The sequence below is a fragment of the Paenibacillus haidiansis genome, assembly GCF_036553665.1.
Taxonomy (GTDB): Bacteria; Bacillota; Bacilli; order Paenibacillales; family Paenibacillaceae; genus Fontibacillus; species Fontibacillus haidiansis.
The window spans coordinates 32,505-47,930 of sequence record NZ_JAZHPZ010000015.1 but is presented as its reverse complement, the minus strand read 5'-3'; the positions used below and the strand labels follow the sequence as shown (position 1 = coordinate 47,930).

At 53.4% G+C, this 15,426-nt stretch carries 10 protein-coding genes; 2 read left to right on the top strand and 8 right to left on the bottom strand.

The window, feature by feature from the left end:
- Positions 1 to 5 precede the first annotated feature (5 nt).
- The 7 genes from V3851_RS21845 to V3851_RS21815 form a co-directional block, all read right to left on the bottom strand.
- The gene (locus V3851_RS21845; RefSeq protein WP_331848645.1) at positions 6 to 1,277 is read right to left on the bottom strand and encodes a diguanylate cyclase domain-containing protein; all 1,272 of its coding nucleotides are present in this window, start codon (positions 1,275 to 1,277) and stop codon (positions 6 to 8) included.
- Positions 1,278 to 1,574: 297 nt separating this feature from the next.
- Positions 1,575 to 3,437 carry a DUF2264 domain-containing protein gene (locus tag V3851_RS21840; RefSeq protein WP_331848717.1) on the bottom strand — a complete coding sequence of 621 codons (1,863 nt, stop codon included), beginning with the start codon at positions 3,435 to 3,437 and terminating at the stop codon, positions 1,575 to 1,577.
- A 49-nt stretch (positions 3,438 to 3,486) separates the two neighbouring features.
- Positions 3,487 to 4,623 (bottom strand): glycoside hydrolase family 88 protein, encoded by a 1,137-nt coding sequence (locus V3851_RS21835; RefSeq protein ID WP_331848716.1) that lies wholly within the window; start codon positions 4,621 to 4,623, stop codon positions 3,487 to 3,489.
- A gap of 22 nt (positions 4,624 to 4,645) precedes the next feature.
- On the bottom strand, positions 4,646 to 6,466 hold the full coding sequence (locus V3851_RS21830; RefSeq protein ID WP_331848644.1) for a heparinase II/III family protein: 1,821 nt from the start codon (positions 6,464 to 6,466) through the stop codon (positions 4,646 to 4,648).
- Between the two features lie 17 nt (positions 6,467 to 6,483).
- The gene (locus tag V3851_RS21825; protein ID WP_331848643.1) at positions 6,484 to 7,323 is read right to left on the bottom strand and encodes a carbohydrate ABC transporter permease; all 840 of its coding nucleotides are present in this window, start codon (positions 7,321 to 7,323) and stop codon (positions 6,484 to 6,486) included.
- A gap of 15 nt (positions 7,324 to 7,338) precedes the next feature.
- Positions 7,339 to 8,277 (bottom strand): carbohydrate ABC transporter permease, encoded by a 939-nt coding sequence (locus tag V3851_RS21820; RefSeq protein ID WP_331848642.1) that lies wholly within the window; start codon positions 8,275 to 8,277, stop codon positions 7,339 to 7,341.
- A 78-nt stretch (positions 8,278 to 8,355) separates the two neighbouring features.
- The gene (locus V3851_RS21815; protein WP_331848641.1) at positions 8,356 to 9,711 is read right to left on the bottom strand and encodes an ABC transporter substrate-binding protein; all 1,356 of its coding nucleotides are present in this window, start codon (positions 9,709 to 9,711) and stop codon (positions 8,356 to 8,358) included.
- Between the two features lie 324 nt (positions 9,712 to 10,035).
- On the opposite strand from V3851_RS21815, the gene V3851_RS21810 reads away from it, so the two are divergent.
- Together V3851_RS21810 and V3851_RS21805 are read left to right on the top strand one after the other, a co-directional pair.
- A complete protein-coding gene (locus tag V3851_RS21810) occupies positions 10,036 to 11,796 on the top strand; it encodes a sensor histidine kinase (RefSeq protein ID WP_331848640.1) in 1,761 nt (586 codons plus the stop codon).
- Positions 11,797 to 11,814: 18 nt separating this feature from the next.
- Complete coding sequence (locus V3851_RS21805) at positions 11,815 to 13,449, top strand: response regulator (protein ID WP_331848639.1); 1,635 nt, start codon at positions 11,815 to 11,817, stop codon at positions 13,447 to 13,449.
- Positions 13,450 to 13,600: 151 nt separating this feature from the next.
- Here V3851_RS21805 and V3851_RS21800 read toward each other — a convergent pair whose 3' ends face one another.
- Positions 13,601 to 15,424, bottom strand: a complete 1,824-nt coding sequence (locus V3851_RS21800; RefSeq protein WP_331848638.1) for an FAD-dependent oxidoreductase — start codon at positions 15,422 to 15,424, stop codon at positions 13,601 to 13,603.
- Between the last annotated feature and the right edge of the window lie 2 nt (positions 15,425 to 15,426).

Here is a 15,426-nt window from a genome sequence, read left to right as displayed (position 1 = left end):
CGAAACTAGGTCGAATTATAAACCCGGTATGTGTTTTTCCCTGCGGACTTTGCTTGATAAAGCGCGGTATCGGCCTTTTGAATCAATTCCTTTTCCCGGTCGCCTTGCTCGTAATAAGCGATGCCGATGCTGGAGGTCGTTACGACCTCATGATCGGACAGAATCCATGGCCTGCGCAGCGAATGAAGGATTTCCTGCGCAATTGTCACGGCTTGTCCCGCTTCATCCAATTCCGGCAAAGCAACGACGAATTCGTCCCCGCCGATTCTGGCCAGAATATCGGATTCTCTTAGGCATTCTTTGACCCGTTTTACGAATTGTTGAAGAAGCTCATCCCCGGCGTCGTGTCCCAACGAGTCGTTGATTTGCTTGAATTTGTCCAGATCCAAAAACATGACGGCAAGCTTTTGCAACGACGAATCGTCCTCTCGCAATATCCGCTCGATGTTGACGCTGAACAGTCTGCGGTTCGGAGCCCCGGTCAATGTGTCGTGATAACTTAATTGCTCAAGCCGGTTTTGATAGTTTTTGCGTTCGGTGACTTCACGGCCGACCAGCATCATATTATTAAAATGGCCCTCTTCGTCGAACATCGGCGTCCCTTTGAGCTCCACCCACACGGAATGTCCTTCTTTGTGCCGGCGGGCAATCTCATATGTAAACGGCCTTTGGGATACGACCATATCGAAAAAAATGAGCTGAAACTCCGTGTCGACCCCTTCATCCGGCCTGTGGAACACCCATTTCCCGATGTACTCTTCCGGCCCGTAGCCCAGAACCATCTTGTGGGACGGGGAAGCAAAGGTGACGATTCCGTCCAGGTTGACCAGTTGGATCAGATCCAGCGAATTTTCCGCTAGGAGGCGGTAGCGCTCCTCGCTTTCTTTGAGGGCCCTTTCCAACTGCTGCTGTTCTGTAACATCAACGGCGATGCCGAAAACACCGACGACCTCCCCATCTCCAAGCAAAGGTACGTTTTTTACATGCAGAGATACCTGCTCCCCGCTTTTGGCGATAGCTTCGGCTATATAATCGTACGAAATTCCCTGCAACACTTTAGTAAAATACTGATTTACTTTTTCTATCTGATCGGGAAGGATCAAATTTGCATAAGGCAAACCCAGGATTTCCTCTTTCAAATATCCCAATATTTTTGTCAATCCTTGATTTGCATCCATTATTCTCCCCTCGGTGGAAAGAATAAAAATCGCGTCCGAATTGTAATTAAGAATGGATTTATATATATCAACGGATTGTTCGCTCAAAAACCCGCCCATTTAGTTCCTCCTTCACTTTCCTTTCAACATTTATTTATCGACAATCCATCATAGGTTTTATTAGATTTAATTTAAAATTTGAACCGATGGATCTAAAAATGAGCCGCAACGATTGGATTCGGTCAATTCAGCAGGACTTTTTGCTCTTCTTCGTTTGCCTGATCCGGGTAATCAATGAACCGACCAGTGCTCCCGGATCAAACGAATCATTTCCAGTAAAAGCCAGCAACCCCCGGTTCCAGAGAACCGGGGGTTGCCTTGGTTATGCGGCAAAACATCGCTATAGATAAAGGGAAATCAGCGCCGTAAATGGATTACGTCTTTGCCCAACGATTCTCCATCTTCCCATTTGATCGACAACCCGTCATTCCCGACGGTAACGCCCAGCTCGATCAGCGCCTCTTCGAGCTCCGGCGTCTTGGCGGTTCCGGGCTGTCCATAAACGGCAGCCGCCAGCAAATGGGTTCCGGGCTCGAGCGATGCCGTCAGCGTCGGGAGAACCGTGCGGGGATGCAGCAGATTCGTATCGGCATTGGGATAAACCGCCAGCGTCCCGGTATAACCCAGAAGCCCGTATATTCCCGAACTCCCCGCCGCATTTACGGCGGAAATGCCGAGGCCGTCCGCCGTGACGGTCTCCTCGTCCAGCAATCCGAGCGCAAACCCGCCTTCTGCGGCATCCAGACTGCGGCCAGTCTGAATCCGGTGAATCAGGACATGCCACGGCAAGCCGGCCACGATCCACGTCTCCACCTCCACGTTGGACCAGGGGAGCCATTTCGCATATAAGACGCGGCCGCGAATCCAAGTTTCCTTATTCACTCTACGGACGCGGTACAAATTGTCCCGCTCGCTTAGCCCGAGCGTCGAATCCATCGCCGCCTGGCCGAGTCCCCACTCCGCCCGGGGCACGCTGAAGCCGAATGCCGAAGAATAAGCAAACTTTTCGTATTTGGCCGAGGTATGGGTGTGCTCATTTGTCGACAAATGACCGGCATTAAAGGCCGTGACATGCCCGGTACTTTCTTGGCGGCAGAGCACCAGATGCGGCTCAGGTTGAACGGACAAGGCAGGGAGCTGCGGCAACTCCAGTTCAGGCTCATTCCAGAACCGGTCCCGATCCCCCAAAGCCAGCACAAGAAACGTTTTCAGCGCCCAATACGGAGACCCCGGTGAATTGTAGTTTTCCGCCATCACCAGATTCGGGTACGCATACCCGACCGTAAGGATGCCCCCCGCGTCAAAGATCGGCTGCTTGAACCACCAGCGCAGGTTGCGCATGATAAGTCCTTTTACCACGCCGGGAGTGAAAACATCGGTGTAGGCTTCCGCATAAGCGAATGCGCTCCAGAAGGCCGACTGGGCAAACCGGTACGTCATGCTGCGCCCGTATGCCAGTGAAGAACCGTCCGGCGAAAACCAATGAATGAAGTCACCAGCGAATTGTTTGGCGCGTTCCTTGAAGCGCCCGCAGCGTTCGGGGTCTTCCTTTTCCATCAGCTTGGAATAAATCAGACCGTAGTACTGAATCGCAAACGGCACATAGTAATCGCTATGTCCGCCAACCCCATCGCTGTACCAGCCCCGCCCAAGATAAAATTCCTCGATGCGCTGCAGGTTCTTCTCCATCTGAACCTTGTCGTACGGTTGTCCCGTCTTGTAGAAGCCCATATTGACCATGACATGAAAAAAGAGCCAGTTGCAATCATGGCAAGGATGGGCATTGATCAAGTTCAGCCAGTTGTACAAATTACGGCGCTCCTTCTCGCCGAACGGCTCCCAGATCCGTTCCGGAATCATGCACAGCGCCATGCCGAGAACGGCCATCTCCACCAGCCGCTGGTCATAATCCGCTACATCGCCCCAGTATTGTTTATGTTCCGGATCGGTTCCGCTGATAATCCCCCGCAAGCAATCTTCCCATAATTCATCCGTCCCGCCTCCCGCCAAATCCGGGACGATCCCCCATAGAATGCGGGAGAATCCTTCCATTCCGGCAATGCTCTCCCCGTATCCGGCATGGCTGCCTTTGATCGGCAGCCGGCTTCCGCCCGCCTCGTACAGCGGCTTCAGCGGCCTTACCAGTTGCCGCAAAGCTTCGCGAAGATGCTGTTTGCTCTCCAGCGGATTGCGATCGATCGACTTTAAAATGCCCTCCATGGATGCCACGCCCTCTCCTCTTTTTTGGTTGACTGACGCCTCGGGCGGTCTATTCCCAGTAAAACGGTCCACTGTCTTTCAAGCGCGCGAGCCCTTCAACGAAGAAGTAATCGCCGTAAATCAGCGGGACATCGACATTCGTACCCTGCGGATAATTGCTGGTTCCATGGAGCAAGAGACCTTCCTCCGCAGGGTTATCCCAATCGCCGTACGCCTCGTACAGCGATTTAAGGATCCGCTCGCCGGCCGCCAAGTAAGCCTCTGCGTCGGCACCTTCGCCGCCGAGTTTCTCGGCCAGCAACATAAGGCCGCTGGCCGCGCAAGAACCGGCGGACGTGTCGCGAAGTTGCCGAAGCTCCTCCGGCGCGCGGAAATCCCAGGCCGGCACATCATCTACGGGCAAGCGGCTGAGGAAGAAGTTTGCCGCCCGCTGCGCCGCGGACAAATAACCGCGCTTGCCGGTGTGATGGTAGGCCAGGGTCAGGCCGTAAATGGCCCAAGCCGCGCCCCGAGACCAGGCCGATTCCGGGGCATACCCCTGCCCCGCCAGCCCTTCCAGCATTTCGCCCGTCACCGGATCAAACCGGACAGTATGGCGGACGGAGCCGTCCTCCCGAATAAAATGCTTCACGACCGTATCCAAATGCGCCTCGGCGATGTGGGAATAACGCGGATCTCCGCTCGTGCGTGAAGCCCAAAACAATAGGGGCATATTCATGCAGCAGTCGATGATGGCCACGCCCTCATTCCGCTCTCCTTCCGTCCAGGGATTCCAGGCACGAATATACCGGCCCTTCAGGTTAAAGCGCGCGGCTAGGTAATTGGCCGCCTTGAGCGCTCTGACCCGCGAGGCTTCATTGCCGGTCAGTTTGAAATTCGCTACGCTCGTCAGCGTCCACATGAACCCGAGATCATGATCCAACCGTACGTAAGCGTCCAGCACGCGATCCAGCTTGGCCTCGCATTCCCCGGCGATCCGCTTGAATTCCTCCTCGCCGCTCCCGTTATAAAGAAGCCACAGCATCCCCGGCCAGAATCCGGCGGTCCACCATTCGGGCTCGGCCAAATCATAAGCTCCGCCCATGCTTGCGTGCGGAAAATTCGAGCCGATCCTCCTCGCATTTCTCAGCGTCTTGTCCAGCGATCGCGTCCAAGCCTCGTTTACCCATGCCCGCTCTTTTGCCATTGTCATTTCTTCCTCCGCTCCGTTAGATGTGTACGAATTTGAAGAGAAAATATACATCCTCGTTTGCCTTCGGCTCGATGACATGGAAATCTATCGCATACCAGAAGGCGTTCTCCCCGAAATGATTGCGGAACGGCCGCTCGCTCACTTCGGCCCTTAGATGCCTGACATCATAATGCAGTTCCACGCCCAGAGCTCTGTCCGATCGAAGGAGCAGCACGCCCGCTTCCTCCGATTTGATCGGCTTTAAAAGCGATACGAAACGTTCCGTCAGACGATCCGGCGGGGCTGCAAACCGGTAAGCATCGTACAGTTCAAGCTCCGGCCATGCCATCTTGCGCCACACCCAGGTTCTCGTCAATGATTCCAGTCTCTTGCATTCGTAGGCTGCGGACAGCTCCGCCGACATTCTGACTTCCGATTCGGAAAGAGACTGATCCAGGATAGTCGCGGTCCGGCTGCGGCCGGCGGGCTGATACTTCCCGTCGATGATCGGAACGGAATGCCCCTGCGCCCCGTTGCAGTCGTAGTCGTACCGACCTTCGCCGAAATAATCCTTCGTATATTCGCCGCAGCCGAGATCGGACAGAAAGAAGGCTCCTCCGCCCGCCATAATGAAATGGCCCAGATCGTTATGGTTGTGCGGCTCGTCGTTATGCCCCCCTTTGGCGGCGAAGCCGAATACGCCGTTCTCCGAAACGCTTCGGGAGATCAGCCAGCCGGCATCCCGCAGCGCGTAGTCCCCTGAACCGAAATCCGCGGGGTTCCCGGCGCGGCTCCGCCATAGCAGGTTGCGCAGCGCCGGGGCCCATCGGCTGCAATGGTCCTCGCGAAAGTCCGCCCGCAAAGCTAGCGGCGGCGATTCCACTTCCGCATATTTACCCGCCAGATATCGCGATAATCCGATATGAATGCTCGCATACGGCAGCGCGTCCGAGAAATTGGCGACCGCCTTGCCGCCGAGGAAGCATTTCTGCTGAAAGCCGGCAATCCGGCGGACCTTCTCCCCGGCGAACCAGTCCAGCGTTCCGCCGCTTCTTCCGTACAGCAAGTCGGCATAATACACGAAATAACCAAACCCGTAATTCCAGTAGCCGAGCCCTTCAAGGCAGGCGCCATCATCGCCGAAGCCCCGCAAATAGAATTCCATGCAGCGCTGCGTCCGCTCCAAAATCCGCTCCAGTCTTTCCCGGTCCGTCTCTTCGTTCAGCAGCAGAAGCGCGGCCGAGCCGATGGAGCCGGCGCATACCGCCGACCAATTATGTTCAGCCTCTTCCCAATCATAGGGCCCGTTCTCCAAAAAGGGCCTGAACAGCCGCTTATCCACCAGCTCGGCGATCACTGTGCGCACTATCTGCGGCAGCCGCTCGCCGAACAGCAAGCGAAGCTCCGCCAGCGTAAAGCCGGTCTCCGCCGCGAATAAATCGATGGCGGCCTTGACGGGCCGGTCTTCGCCGATATGAGCGGGCAGGCACCAGGTCACTTCGCCGCAGATCGCCCAGATCGCATCGAGCAGCGCCGCCTTGTAGCGTTCGCTCTGCGGCTCCAACAGCGAGAGAATCGCGAACGTGTTCAGCCGCCTTCTTTTTTCGAAATATTCCCGCTCGTACTCCAGCCTCGTACCCTGCCTGGCAAACAGGGAAAATAACGAATAAGTCAACGCCTCGGCCGGAACGGCGAGCAGCCGCTCCGCTTCCGAACGAATCTCTTCGAGATCCGCAGTGTATTCCTCGCCGCTTCGCACCTCGCTCCAAAACGCATCCCCGTCTCCATCCGGATAATATAAATTCAGGCCGGCAGGAGGCATGCATCGCACCTGGTCAGAAATTGGGATGATATCCATCGCTGTTTCCTCTCTTATCAGCCCTTGATTCCCGATGAGGCGATGCCTTGGACGAAATATTTCTGCAGCCCCAAAAACACGATCAGCACGGGAATGATGGAAATGACGCTTGCAGCCATGATCAGGCCGTATTCCGCCGAATATTGCGAGATAAACATCCTGAGCCCGATCTGAATCGTCTTTAGTTCCGTCTTGGTCAAATAAATCATCGGCCCCAGGAAATCGTTCCACGTCGATACGAAGGTAAATATCGTCAATGTGGATAATGCCGGTTTCGACAGAGGCAGCATGATTTTGGCCCAGATGCCGTATTCGCTGAGCCCGTCGATCCGCGCTGCCTCGCACAGCTCATCCGGAATGCCTTGATAGAACTGGCGCATCAGGAATACTCCGAAAGCGGAGAAGGCCTGCAGCAAAATGATGGCGAGATGCGTATTGTTGAGCCCCATGGAACGCATCATGATGAATTGAGGCACCATGTAGGCTTGCCAAGGTATCGCGATCGTCGCGATATACCCGAGGAACAAGGCGTTTTTCCCCTTAAATTGCAATTTGGAAAACGCATAAGCGGCAAAGCTCGACGTCAAAAGCTGCAGCACGGTTACGATCACCGACAGCTTTGCAGTATTATAAATGAATCTCCCAAGCGGGATCTTCGTCCAAATATCCGCGTAATTCTCCCAGCGCGGCTGATCGGGAATCCACTGCATCGGGAAGGTAAAGACATCCTTATTCAGTTTTAATGAAGAAGACAGCATCCATAAATAAGGAACCAGCATGCACAACAGGACCGCAGCCAGCAAAATATAGGCGATCATCAATATGCCGACTTTGACTGTTTTGTTTGACCCTACCATATCTTTGTCATCCTCCTATTGTCCATACTTCTTTTCGCCGCGGAATTGAACGATCGTGACGCCGAGCACGAGCAGGAACAATACGATCGCCATGGCGCTGGCATAGCCGTAATCCAGGGAACGAAACGCGGTGTTATAGATTTGGTAGACAAGCACCCTCGTGGAATCGTTAAGCTGGTTGTCGGCACCGGCGAATAGGTTGATGAATATATCGTAAACCTTGAACGAATTGATGATCAGAATCATCAGCACAAAAAAGCTGGTCGGGGCAAGCTGTGGTATGGTGACATTGCGGAATCTTTTCCAGGCACCCGCCCCATCCAGTTCGGCCGCCTCATACAGTTCGGGATTGACGCCTTGCAGTCCCGCCAAATAGATAACCATATAGTATCCCATATTTTTCCATACCGTAAACAACACCACCGTAAACATTGCCCAGTCTTTATCCGCGGCCCAGCGGGGAAGCTCCTCCAGCGGTAGGCCGGTGACCGTATGAAGAATTTGGTTGACCGGTCCCATGGTCGGGCTGAAAATGAAGTTCCATACCGCGGCCACCGCCACCAGCGAAGCGACATACGGGAAGAAGAACACGGTTCTCATGGCATTGCGGCCGAATATTTTTTGATTCAGCAGAATGGCCAAACCCAGAGCGCATACCATCGTCAGCGGAACCACGCCGACAGTGTATACAATCGTATTCCACAGCGCCTTGTGAAAGGTCGCATCTCCCCATAACCGGGAAAAGTTCCGGAGGCCGACGAAATCCATCGGATTGGCCCCGTCCCATTTGACGAAAGCCAGGACGAAGGCGAATATCATGGGTACCAGCGTAAACAAGGCGAAGCCGATAAAGTTCGGCGCAATGAAGCTGTAGGCGACCAGGTGGTCCTTCATATTTTTCTTCAGTCCCGGTTTCTGCGCCTTCCGTGTGCCTAATATGGTCTCGTTTTGCATTTATTCTCCTCCAAACCTTCGTGACGATGACAAAATGAAAGGGGCGGGACAAGCCCGCCCTCTCAGCAACAAAGCTTCCTAGTTGTTCAGGACCTGCTGTACGCGTGTTTTCATATCCTCCAAACCTTTGTCGATCGACGTATTTTCGGTCATGATGCTGTCATGCACCTCGTTGAGGATCACTTCGATGTCCGCGCTCTTTTCGTGCATCGGCATTTCCAGATAAGTTTTCGCCGTCGACAAAGCCGCTTTGCTGTTCTCGTCGGCCGGGAAGCCTTCGATGGAGGATATCGAGTTGACGACTTCGTCTGTTGTTATCGCCGGAATGGTGCCCGTCGCAGCAATCACGGCCGCGCCTTCTTCACCGGTGACGAATTTCATGAAATCCAGCGCCGCTTCCTTGTTCTCGGACTTTTGGTTGACGGCCAGCGAGGTAATGGTCCCGAGCGTGGTTCCGGGTTCAACTCCGTCCGGATGCGGATATTTCACGATGCCCCAATTTTTGGATTGCGATTCTCCGCTTTTTACTTTCTCGATTTGGGTGGCAATAAACCAGCTGCCCATATTCATCATCGCAACGGAATTATTGTAAAATACACCGGAATAATGGGTGCTGGACGTTTTCAGGGTGGCGTAATCCATCACGATTCCGTCTTCCTGCTCTTTCAGAATCCGTTCGTACGTCGGCTTCAAGAAATCGTATTCGCCGTCGAGAATCGTATGCTGCCCGTCAAGGATGCCGAACAGCTGAACCGCGCTGCGCCACGTATGGTAGTGGGCTCCGTAAACTTTTTCCGCCCCGCTTCCGGACGTCATTTTTCGCGCCAGCTCATCGTATTGCTCCAAGGTCATATCGTTCGTCGGGTAAGGCACCCCGGCTTTATCGAACAAATCCTTGTTATAGTAAATCACCCAGAAGTCGCTGCGGAAAGGAAGCGCATACACTTCATCGCCGACTTGAATCTGCTCGACGGTGCCGCCGTATTTGGCGGTGTCGATGCCTTGTTCGCCGATGTAGCCCTTCAGCGGTTCCAGGTGGTTTTGCTTCACCAGGTTCGCATAGCCCGGGATGTCTTTAATCGTGAGGATGTCCAGATCGGCGCCACCCGAAAGCTGGGTGCTCAGCATCGTCATATAATCGGTGGAGCCCAAATCCACATACTCGATCGTTACGTTCGGATGGGCCGTTTTGTAGGCATCGATCAGCGGCTGATAATAAGCGGTGGCTTCCCAATCCCACAGCGCCCATTTTAAAGTAACGGGATCATTGCCGTCGCTCCCGTTCCCGCCCGTATCGCTCGTAGCGGCCGCGGAATTGTCCGGTTTTTGCGTTCCGGTGTCTGCGCCGTTTCCCTTGGTGCCCGAGCATCCGGCGAGTAGCCCGATCGCAAGGATCGCTGCCAGGGTAATTCCTAAGAATCTTTTTAGTCTCATTTCTTAACCCCTTTTCCTCCTGTTTTCAACTCCCGATTCGCCAACGCCGAATCTACTTGTATCGTATCGGATATCCAAATGAAAGGGCATACATTTTTTGAATCAAAATCCTTCACTTTTCTATTCCAATCCGTCTCCACATGGTGAACCTGTAAAATTGTGATTTATTCATGTAAAAATGTTGGTTCTGAAACTTATCCCTGTGACGCGGCTCAGGAATCGTGTTATTGTTATATATTATCTATGAAAGCGCTTCAAACTTGCTGGAAGAGGTGATCTCCCACGAGAAGGAAGTCAACCATCAAAAGCCGCATCATCCTGCTCATGGCTGCCTTTGCACTGCTTATCGCGACCCTCATGTCCTATGTCAGCTATGAACTAATAGCTTATTTTCAGCGTAAAACAACGATCCAGGCCACCGAATTCAATTTGCAGCTGGTATCCCATATTATCGAACAGGACCTGCTGAATTTGTCCGTCCTGGCCATGACCTGCAGCACGAATTCATCCACGAATTCGCTGCTCACGGAGTATTTCACCTCTCCCGAAGCCAGTTCCATGGATGCCGTTAAGGTGTTTGCTTCGATGCAGGAGGATTTCCGCGTCAACCGCTCGAACGGCTATGTGCGCAGACTGATTGTTACGGACCATAAGGACAAATTTTTTCAGGTCGATAACCTGGTCAGCGCCTCGGTCCCCTTAAACATTCATAACATCCATACGCTCCCGGGATTAACGGAAGACGCGACCGAGGAATGGGAACAGGTGATCAAAGATCCTTTGTCCAACTCCGGCACGATCCCGTATGTGCTCCCGATTTACGGCGAACGTTCGGCCCGGATCGGAACCGTATACCTGCTGGCGAATGTGTCGGTCATTACCGACAAACTGAAGGGCTATTCGCTGCCTGCGGATTCTCAACTGTTATTGACGCTTGGCGAACGGCATTATTATATCGAAGACGGCAAGATACTTCCCTCTTCCGCAAAGTACCGGTTTTCAGGCTATAACAAGGACGGGTCCGGAAGCTCCCTCACCGATGTGTCCTTACTTGATGCCGATGGACAGGAGCAACGAGTCGCGGTGTCTTATCAGATTCGGCCGGGCGTCGCTCTTTCGCAGACATTATCGGACAAAGAATTCCTGCCGCAATGGAATATTTGGCTCCTGCTGGTGTTGGGGGTCGCAGTTCTTGTCATCGTATTGAGCGGGATTATTACTTATTACTTGACACGTACCATCAGCCTTCCCGTAGAAAAATTAAAAAAGCGGATCGATAAGATCGCGCAAGGCAATTTCCTGATTGACCGAAATATCGAATGGAACAGCGAACTGGGCGATGTCGGCCGGGGAATCAACCGTCTGTCCCAGGACATCGTCACGTTAATGGAGACACGCCTGGCGGACGAGAAACAAAAGCAAGACCTGGAATACAGGATGCTGCAAAGCCAGATCAACCCGCATTTTCTCTACAATACTCTGAATTCGATCAAATGGATGGCCACGATCCAAAATGCGACCGGAATTGCGGAGATGACCACCTCTTTATCCCGGCTGCTGCGAAGCATCGCCAAGGACCCCCGGAAGCTCGTGGCCCTGCGGGACGAAATAAGTATGCTGGACGACTATTTTCTGATCCAGAAATACCGGTACGGAAACAATATCGCGATGGAGCTGCGCGTGGAAGATGAGGATTTATTGTCCTGTTTGATTCCCCGCTTCACGCTGCAGCCATTGGTGGAGAACGCTATCTTTCATGGTATTGAGCCTAAAGGCAAAGGTCATATTATCGTAGCGATCGGGCGAAGCGGCGGTGGCGGCGTAGGCGATGGCGGCGTATACGTAACGGTCGAGGATGACGGGATCGGCTTAAGCCGGGAGCAAGTTGCCGAGATTCTCTCATCGCAGGAAGCGGGGGACAAAGGACTGTTTGAAAAGGTCGGGCTCCGCAGCGTGAATGAAAGGCTGCGTCTTACCTTCGGCGACAAATACGGCCTATCTATTGAGAGTCTGGAAGGGGTTTATACGAAAATGAAAATTTTGATTCCTCACCGAAAGAGTGAATTTTCATCGTACAATCATTGACCAAGCGAGGTGAGTTGAATGATTAAAATGCTGATTGCCGACGATGAAGCCCTGGTCTGTATCGGCCTCCAATCCATGCTGAGATGGGAAGACCTTGACATCGGAATTGTCGGCATTGCCCACAATGGCGCCCAGGCGGAGGAAATGATCGAAACCCTTCGCCCAGACATTGTCTTGACCGATATCAAAATGCCGGTCAAGAGCGGTCTCGAGGTCGCGAGCTCCGTACGAAAGAGGCATGGGCGGTTCCCGCTCTTCATTATCTTGACCAGCTATGAAGAGTTCGAATACGCGCGCAGCGCCATTGAAGTGCAAGCGGTCGATTATTTGGTCAAGTTGGAGTTGACGCCGGAAACGCTGAAGGAGTCGGTTCAAAGAGCGGTCTCGTTGCTCAAAGAGTATACGCGGGAGGAAATGCATCCCAATCTGCTGTACCGCAGTAATATTCAGGGGCTTCGCGACAAATTCTTCATCCGTTTGTTCAACCATCTGTTCGAAAGCAAAGACCAGTATCTCCTGCAAAAAGAGGACCTTGAGCTGGAACTGGATGCCCCGGCCTATCTGGTCTGCACCTGCCGCATTCTTGGTCCGGACACGGTCCCGCCACGCGGCGATAAACTGGTTGCCTTATGTACCAGCACGATTCAAATGGTGAAGGATACGCTGGCAGCCTCAGGAAAAGGTTACGTTACCAGCCTCGACCTGCGCAATTTTGCGATCACGCTGCCCCTGCCCGAAACGGACCCGAAGCGGTGGCACTATGAAGTTGAAAAACGGCTTCAAGATATGGCGACGTTGCTGCACAATTATTTTAACGTAACGATCATCGGGGGCGTCGGAATTGGCGTCAACGATCCTTACCTGCTGCACGAGAGCTATCTGGCCGCCAGAAAAGCGTTGCCGACAACGGTTCATCAGCAGTCCTTCGCCTTTTTCACGCAGGATAAAAGAGCGGAGCCGGATCCCCCTCTCTTCGACTTTTCGTCTTCCCGTTCGGAAATCCGCCGGGCTTTTGAGGAAATGGATATTCAGGCTTTGAACTCGATCATTTCCAAACTAATCGAGAGCTTAAAGGGTCAATCCGAGCTGCTGGTGCCCGCGACGGACGCCGCTTGCAACTTATTGTATATGGCGACCTCCCTGCTTTCGGACGGTGAAAACCTGGTGGAACAAATTTTCAGCGATGAACCGGAAGGCTACCGTGCGATCTATCAAAAACATACGATTGACGGCGTGGTCGATTGGCTCGGGCAATTCCGGGACGGCTGCTGCGAGCTGCTCTCTTCCAGGCGGCAGAGCTATAAGGAGCAGGTGGTTAAGAATGTGCAGGAGTATATTAAGCGGAACTTGAACAGCAGGCTTTCCTTAAAGCAGGTTGCGGATATATTCAATTTCAGCCCCAACTACTTGAGCCATCTGTTTGCCAAAACCGCAAAAATCAATTTTGTGGAGTATGTTACAGAGATCAAAATCGCAGCGGCCAAAGAAATGATGCAGCGCGGGGAAGGTCGGATCTATGAAATCTCGCAAAAATTGGGCTATGAGAGCGCCTTTTATTTCAGCAAAGTATTAAAAAAAGTGGAAGGCGTTTCGCCAAAGGAGTATATGCAGAATTTGGGGAGCACCCGTCAGATGCATCCCCAAGAGATATAAGTGAACCGCCGACTGCGTGAAAAACCGGGAAAAGATCGAAGTTCCCCCTAAGAATAGCTATCGGCCCCCTGGGTAAACCGATGAATTCTAGGGGTGACTTCACCACCTTTATCGTAGCGTTTGAGGTTCTTTCGCTCAATTTGCTTGTTATCTATTCTCCGGCCTTAATTGCTTTCGCGGCATGTTCGCCGCTCAGGCGTCCGCTGGTGAGCGCATACTGTACGGCGCTGCCGGACATGTAAACCTGGTTGTAAAGATACCGGTTCGCCGCTTCGCCGCCTGCGTAAAGATTGTTGATGACGGAACCGTCCTCTCTCACCACACGATAATGCTCGTCAACCTTCACCCCGCCAAACGTACCCATCGTTTGGGGATAATATTTGATGGCATAGAACGGTCCTTTGTTCACGGCAACAAGCGTAGCCGTTTCTTTTCCGAATGCGTCTTTCCCTGAAGCCGCGCCGGCGTTAAAAGTCTCCATAGTCTTTACAAGCGCGGCTTCCGGCACCTGCATCGCGGCGGCCAATTCCGCAATGGTGCCGCCGGTGGCGACTTCCTCATTCGGAAGAACGCTTTCGAGCGTTTTTACCGTTTCGGCATTGGCCTCGCCGGAATCGATGACCATCCACACTTGCCCGTTCTCTGCGACTTTATTGGTAACAATGGCATAGTGCTGGTTCTCATTCATGAACCGCTCGCCTTTCTCATTCACCAACACCTTGGTCGTATCCCATTCGAGCCCGCGTATTTCGGGAACCCGGCTCGTCATCCCGAGTCCGATGATCCATGGATCTTCGTAGAGAGCCGCGCCAATTTTTTCCGCCATTAGGATCCCGTCCCCCGTGCTGCCGGCAGCGGCCGCACTGAGTTTGATATGGCCTGCGAATTCCGGCACGAACCGCTTCACCAGCTCCTCACTCTTGGCAAAGCCGCCCGTGGCGATAATGACCTTCTTGGCATGAACGGTCAGCTTGCCTTCGGCATTTTCGGCCACAACCCCGGTCACATCGCCCTTCTCGTCCGTGATAATTTCGGTCGCTTTTGTCTCGGTGAGAATGTCAATGCCTTTATCCTTCAGCGTCTTCTCCAGGTTTGCGATCAGGGAAGCTCCCCCCGCTTCCGGGAAATGGATGCGGGCCACCGGATCAACACCGTAGCCTTCCACGCGCGCGTATTTATGATTCATATAGTCGACCAGCCAGTGCGTCGTATCCACCGCATCGTCCATATATGTCTTAACCCGCTCATAATCGGGATATCGGCTGTCCGGGTTGCTTGTATTCTGGCGTTCCTTCCACAGCTTCATCCAGGACTCCGGCGTGTCCTTGATCCCCAGTTCCGCTTGAAAACGGGTGCCCGTGGCGGAGATGCCTCCGCCGGATAGTACCGTGGAACCGCCCAGGTTTGCCTGTTTCTCCAGCACAATCACGTCGGCCCCATGTTCAAAAGCCGATCCGGCCGCGGCCAGGCCCGTTCCGCCGGCCCCGATAATAACGACATCTGTCGTCAGCTCCGTTTCCCGTTGCGGCGTGTTCTCTTTAACGGCGGCTATCTTAAGGGCATCGGCATTTCCACCGGCCTGCTTCACGCAATCCTCCACCGCGGCCAGAATCGCCTTCGATGAATTGGTTGCTCCGGACACCGTATCTACCGCCAATGTCTGCCCTTCGACAATTTGCTGGGAAATCCGTTCAATAGCCGCATCGCCCAGACCTTGCGTTTCGCTATTTTCTTTAACCGTCACCGATACGATCGACGTATCGTCGAATACGACCTCAACGGTTACCTTGCCGTTGTTGCCTTTGGCCGTTGCGGTGTAGGTACCCGCTTTATAAATGGCATCACCCGAGCTTGAGGTCGCGGCTGAATTCGCCTCGTCATTTGACGCGGAACGAGAACAGGCGGCCAAGCCCAAGCTAAACAGCAGTAGAAACGCCAGAAATACCAGACTAAGCTTCTTCAATGAGTTTTGCATTT

Coding starts and splice junctions, on each gene's coding strand:
- V3851_RS21805 (WP_331848639.1), top strand. CDS start 11,815: ATGATTAAAATGCTGATTGCCGACGATGAAGCCCTGGTCTGTATCGGC.
- V3851_RS21840 (WP_331848717.1), bottom strand. CDS start 3,437: ATGGAGGGCATTTTAAAGTCGATCGATCGCAATCCGCTGGAGAGCAAA.
- V3851_RS21800 (WP_331848638.1), bottom strand. CDS start 15,424: ATGCAAAACTCATTGAAGAAGCTTAGTCTGGTATTTCTGGCGTTTCTA.
- V3851_RS21845 (WP_331848645.1), bottom strand. CDS start 1,277: ATGGGCGGGTTTTTGAGCGAACAATCCGTTGATATATATAAATCCATT.
- V3851_RS21825 (WP_331848643.1), bottom strand. CDS start 7,323: ATGGTAGGGTCAAACAAAACAGTCAAAGTCGGCATATTGATGATCGCC.
- V3851_RS21835 (WP_331848716.1), bottom strand. CDS start 4,623: ATGGCAAAAGAGCGGGCATGGGTAAACGAGGCTTGGACGCGATCGCTG.
- V3851_RS21810 (WP_331848640.1), top strand. CDS start 10,036: ATGGCTGCCTTTGCACTGCTTATCGCGACCCTCATGTCCTATGTCAGC.
- V3851_RS21815 (WP_331848641.1), bottom strand. CDS start 9,711: ATGAGACTAAAAAGATTCTTAGGAATTACCCTGGCAGCGATCCTTGCG.
- V3851_RS21820 (WP_331848642.1), bottom strand. CDS start 8,277: ATGCAAAACGAGACCATATTAGGCACACGGAAGGCGCAGAAACCGGGA.
- V3851_RS21830 (WP_331848644.1), bottom strand. CDS start 6,466: ATGGATATCATCCCAATTTCTGACCAGGTGCGATGCATGCCTCCTGCC.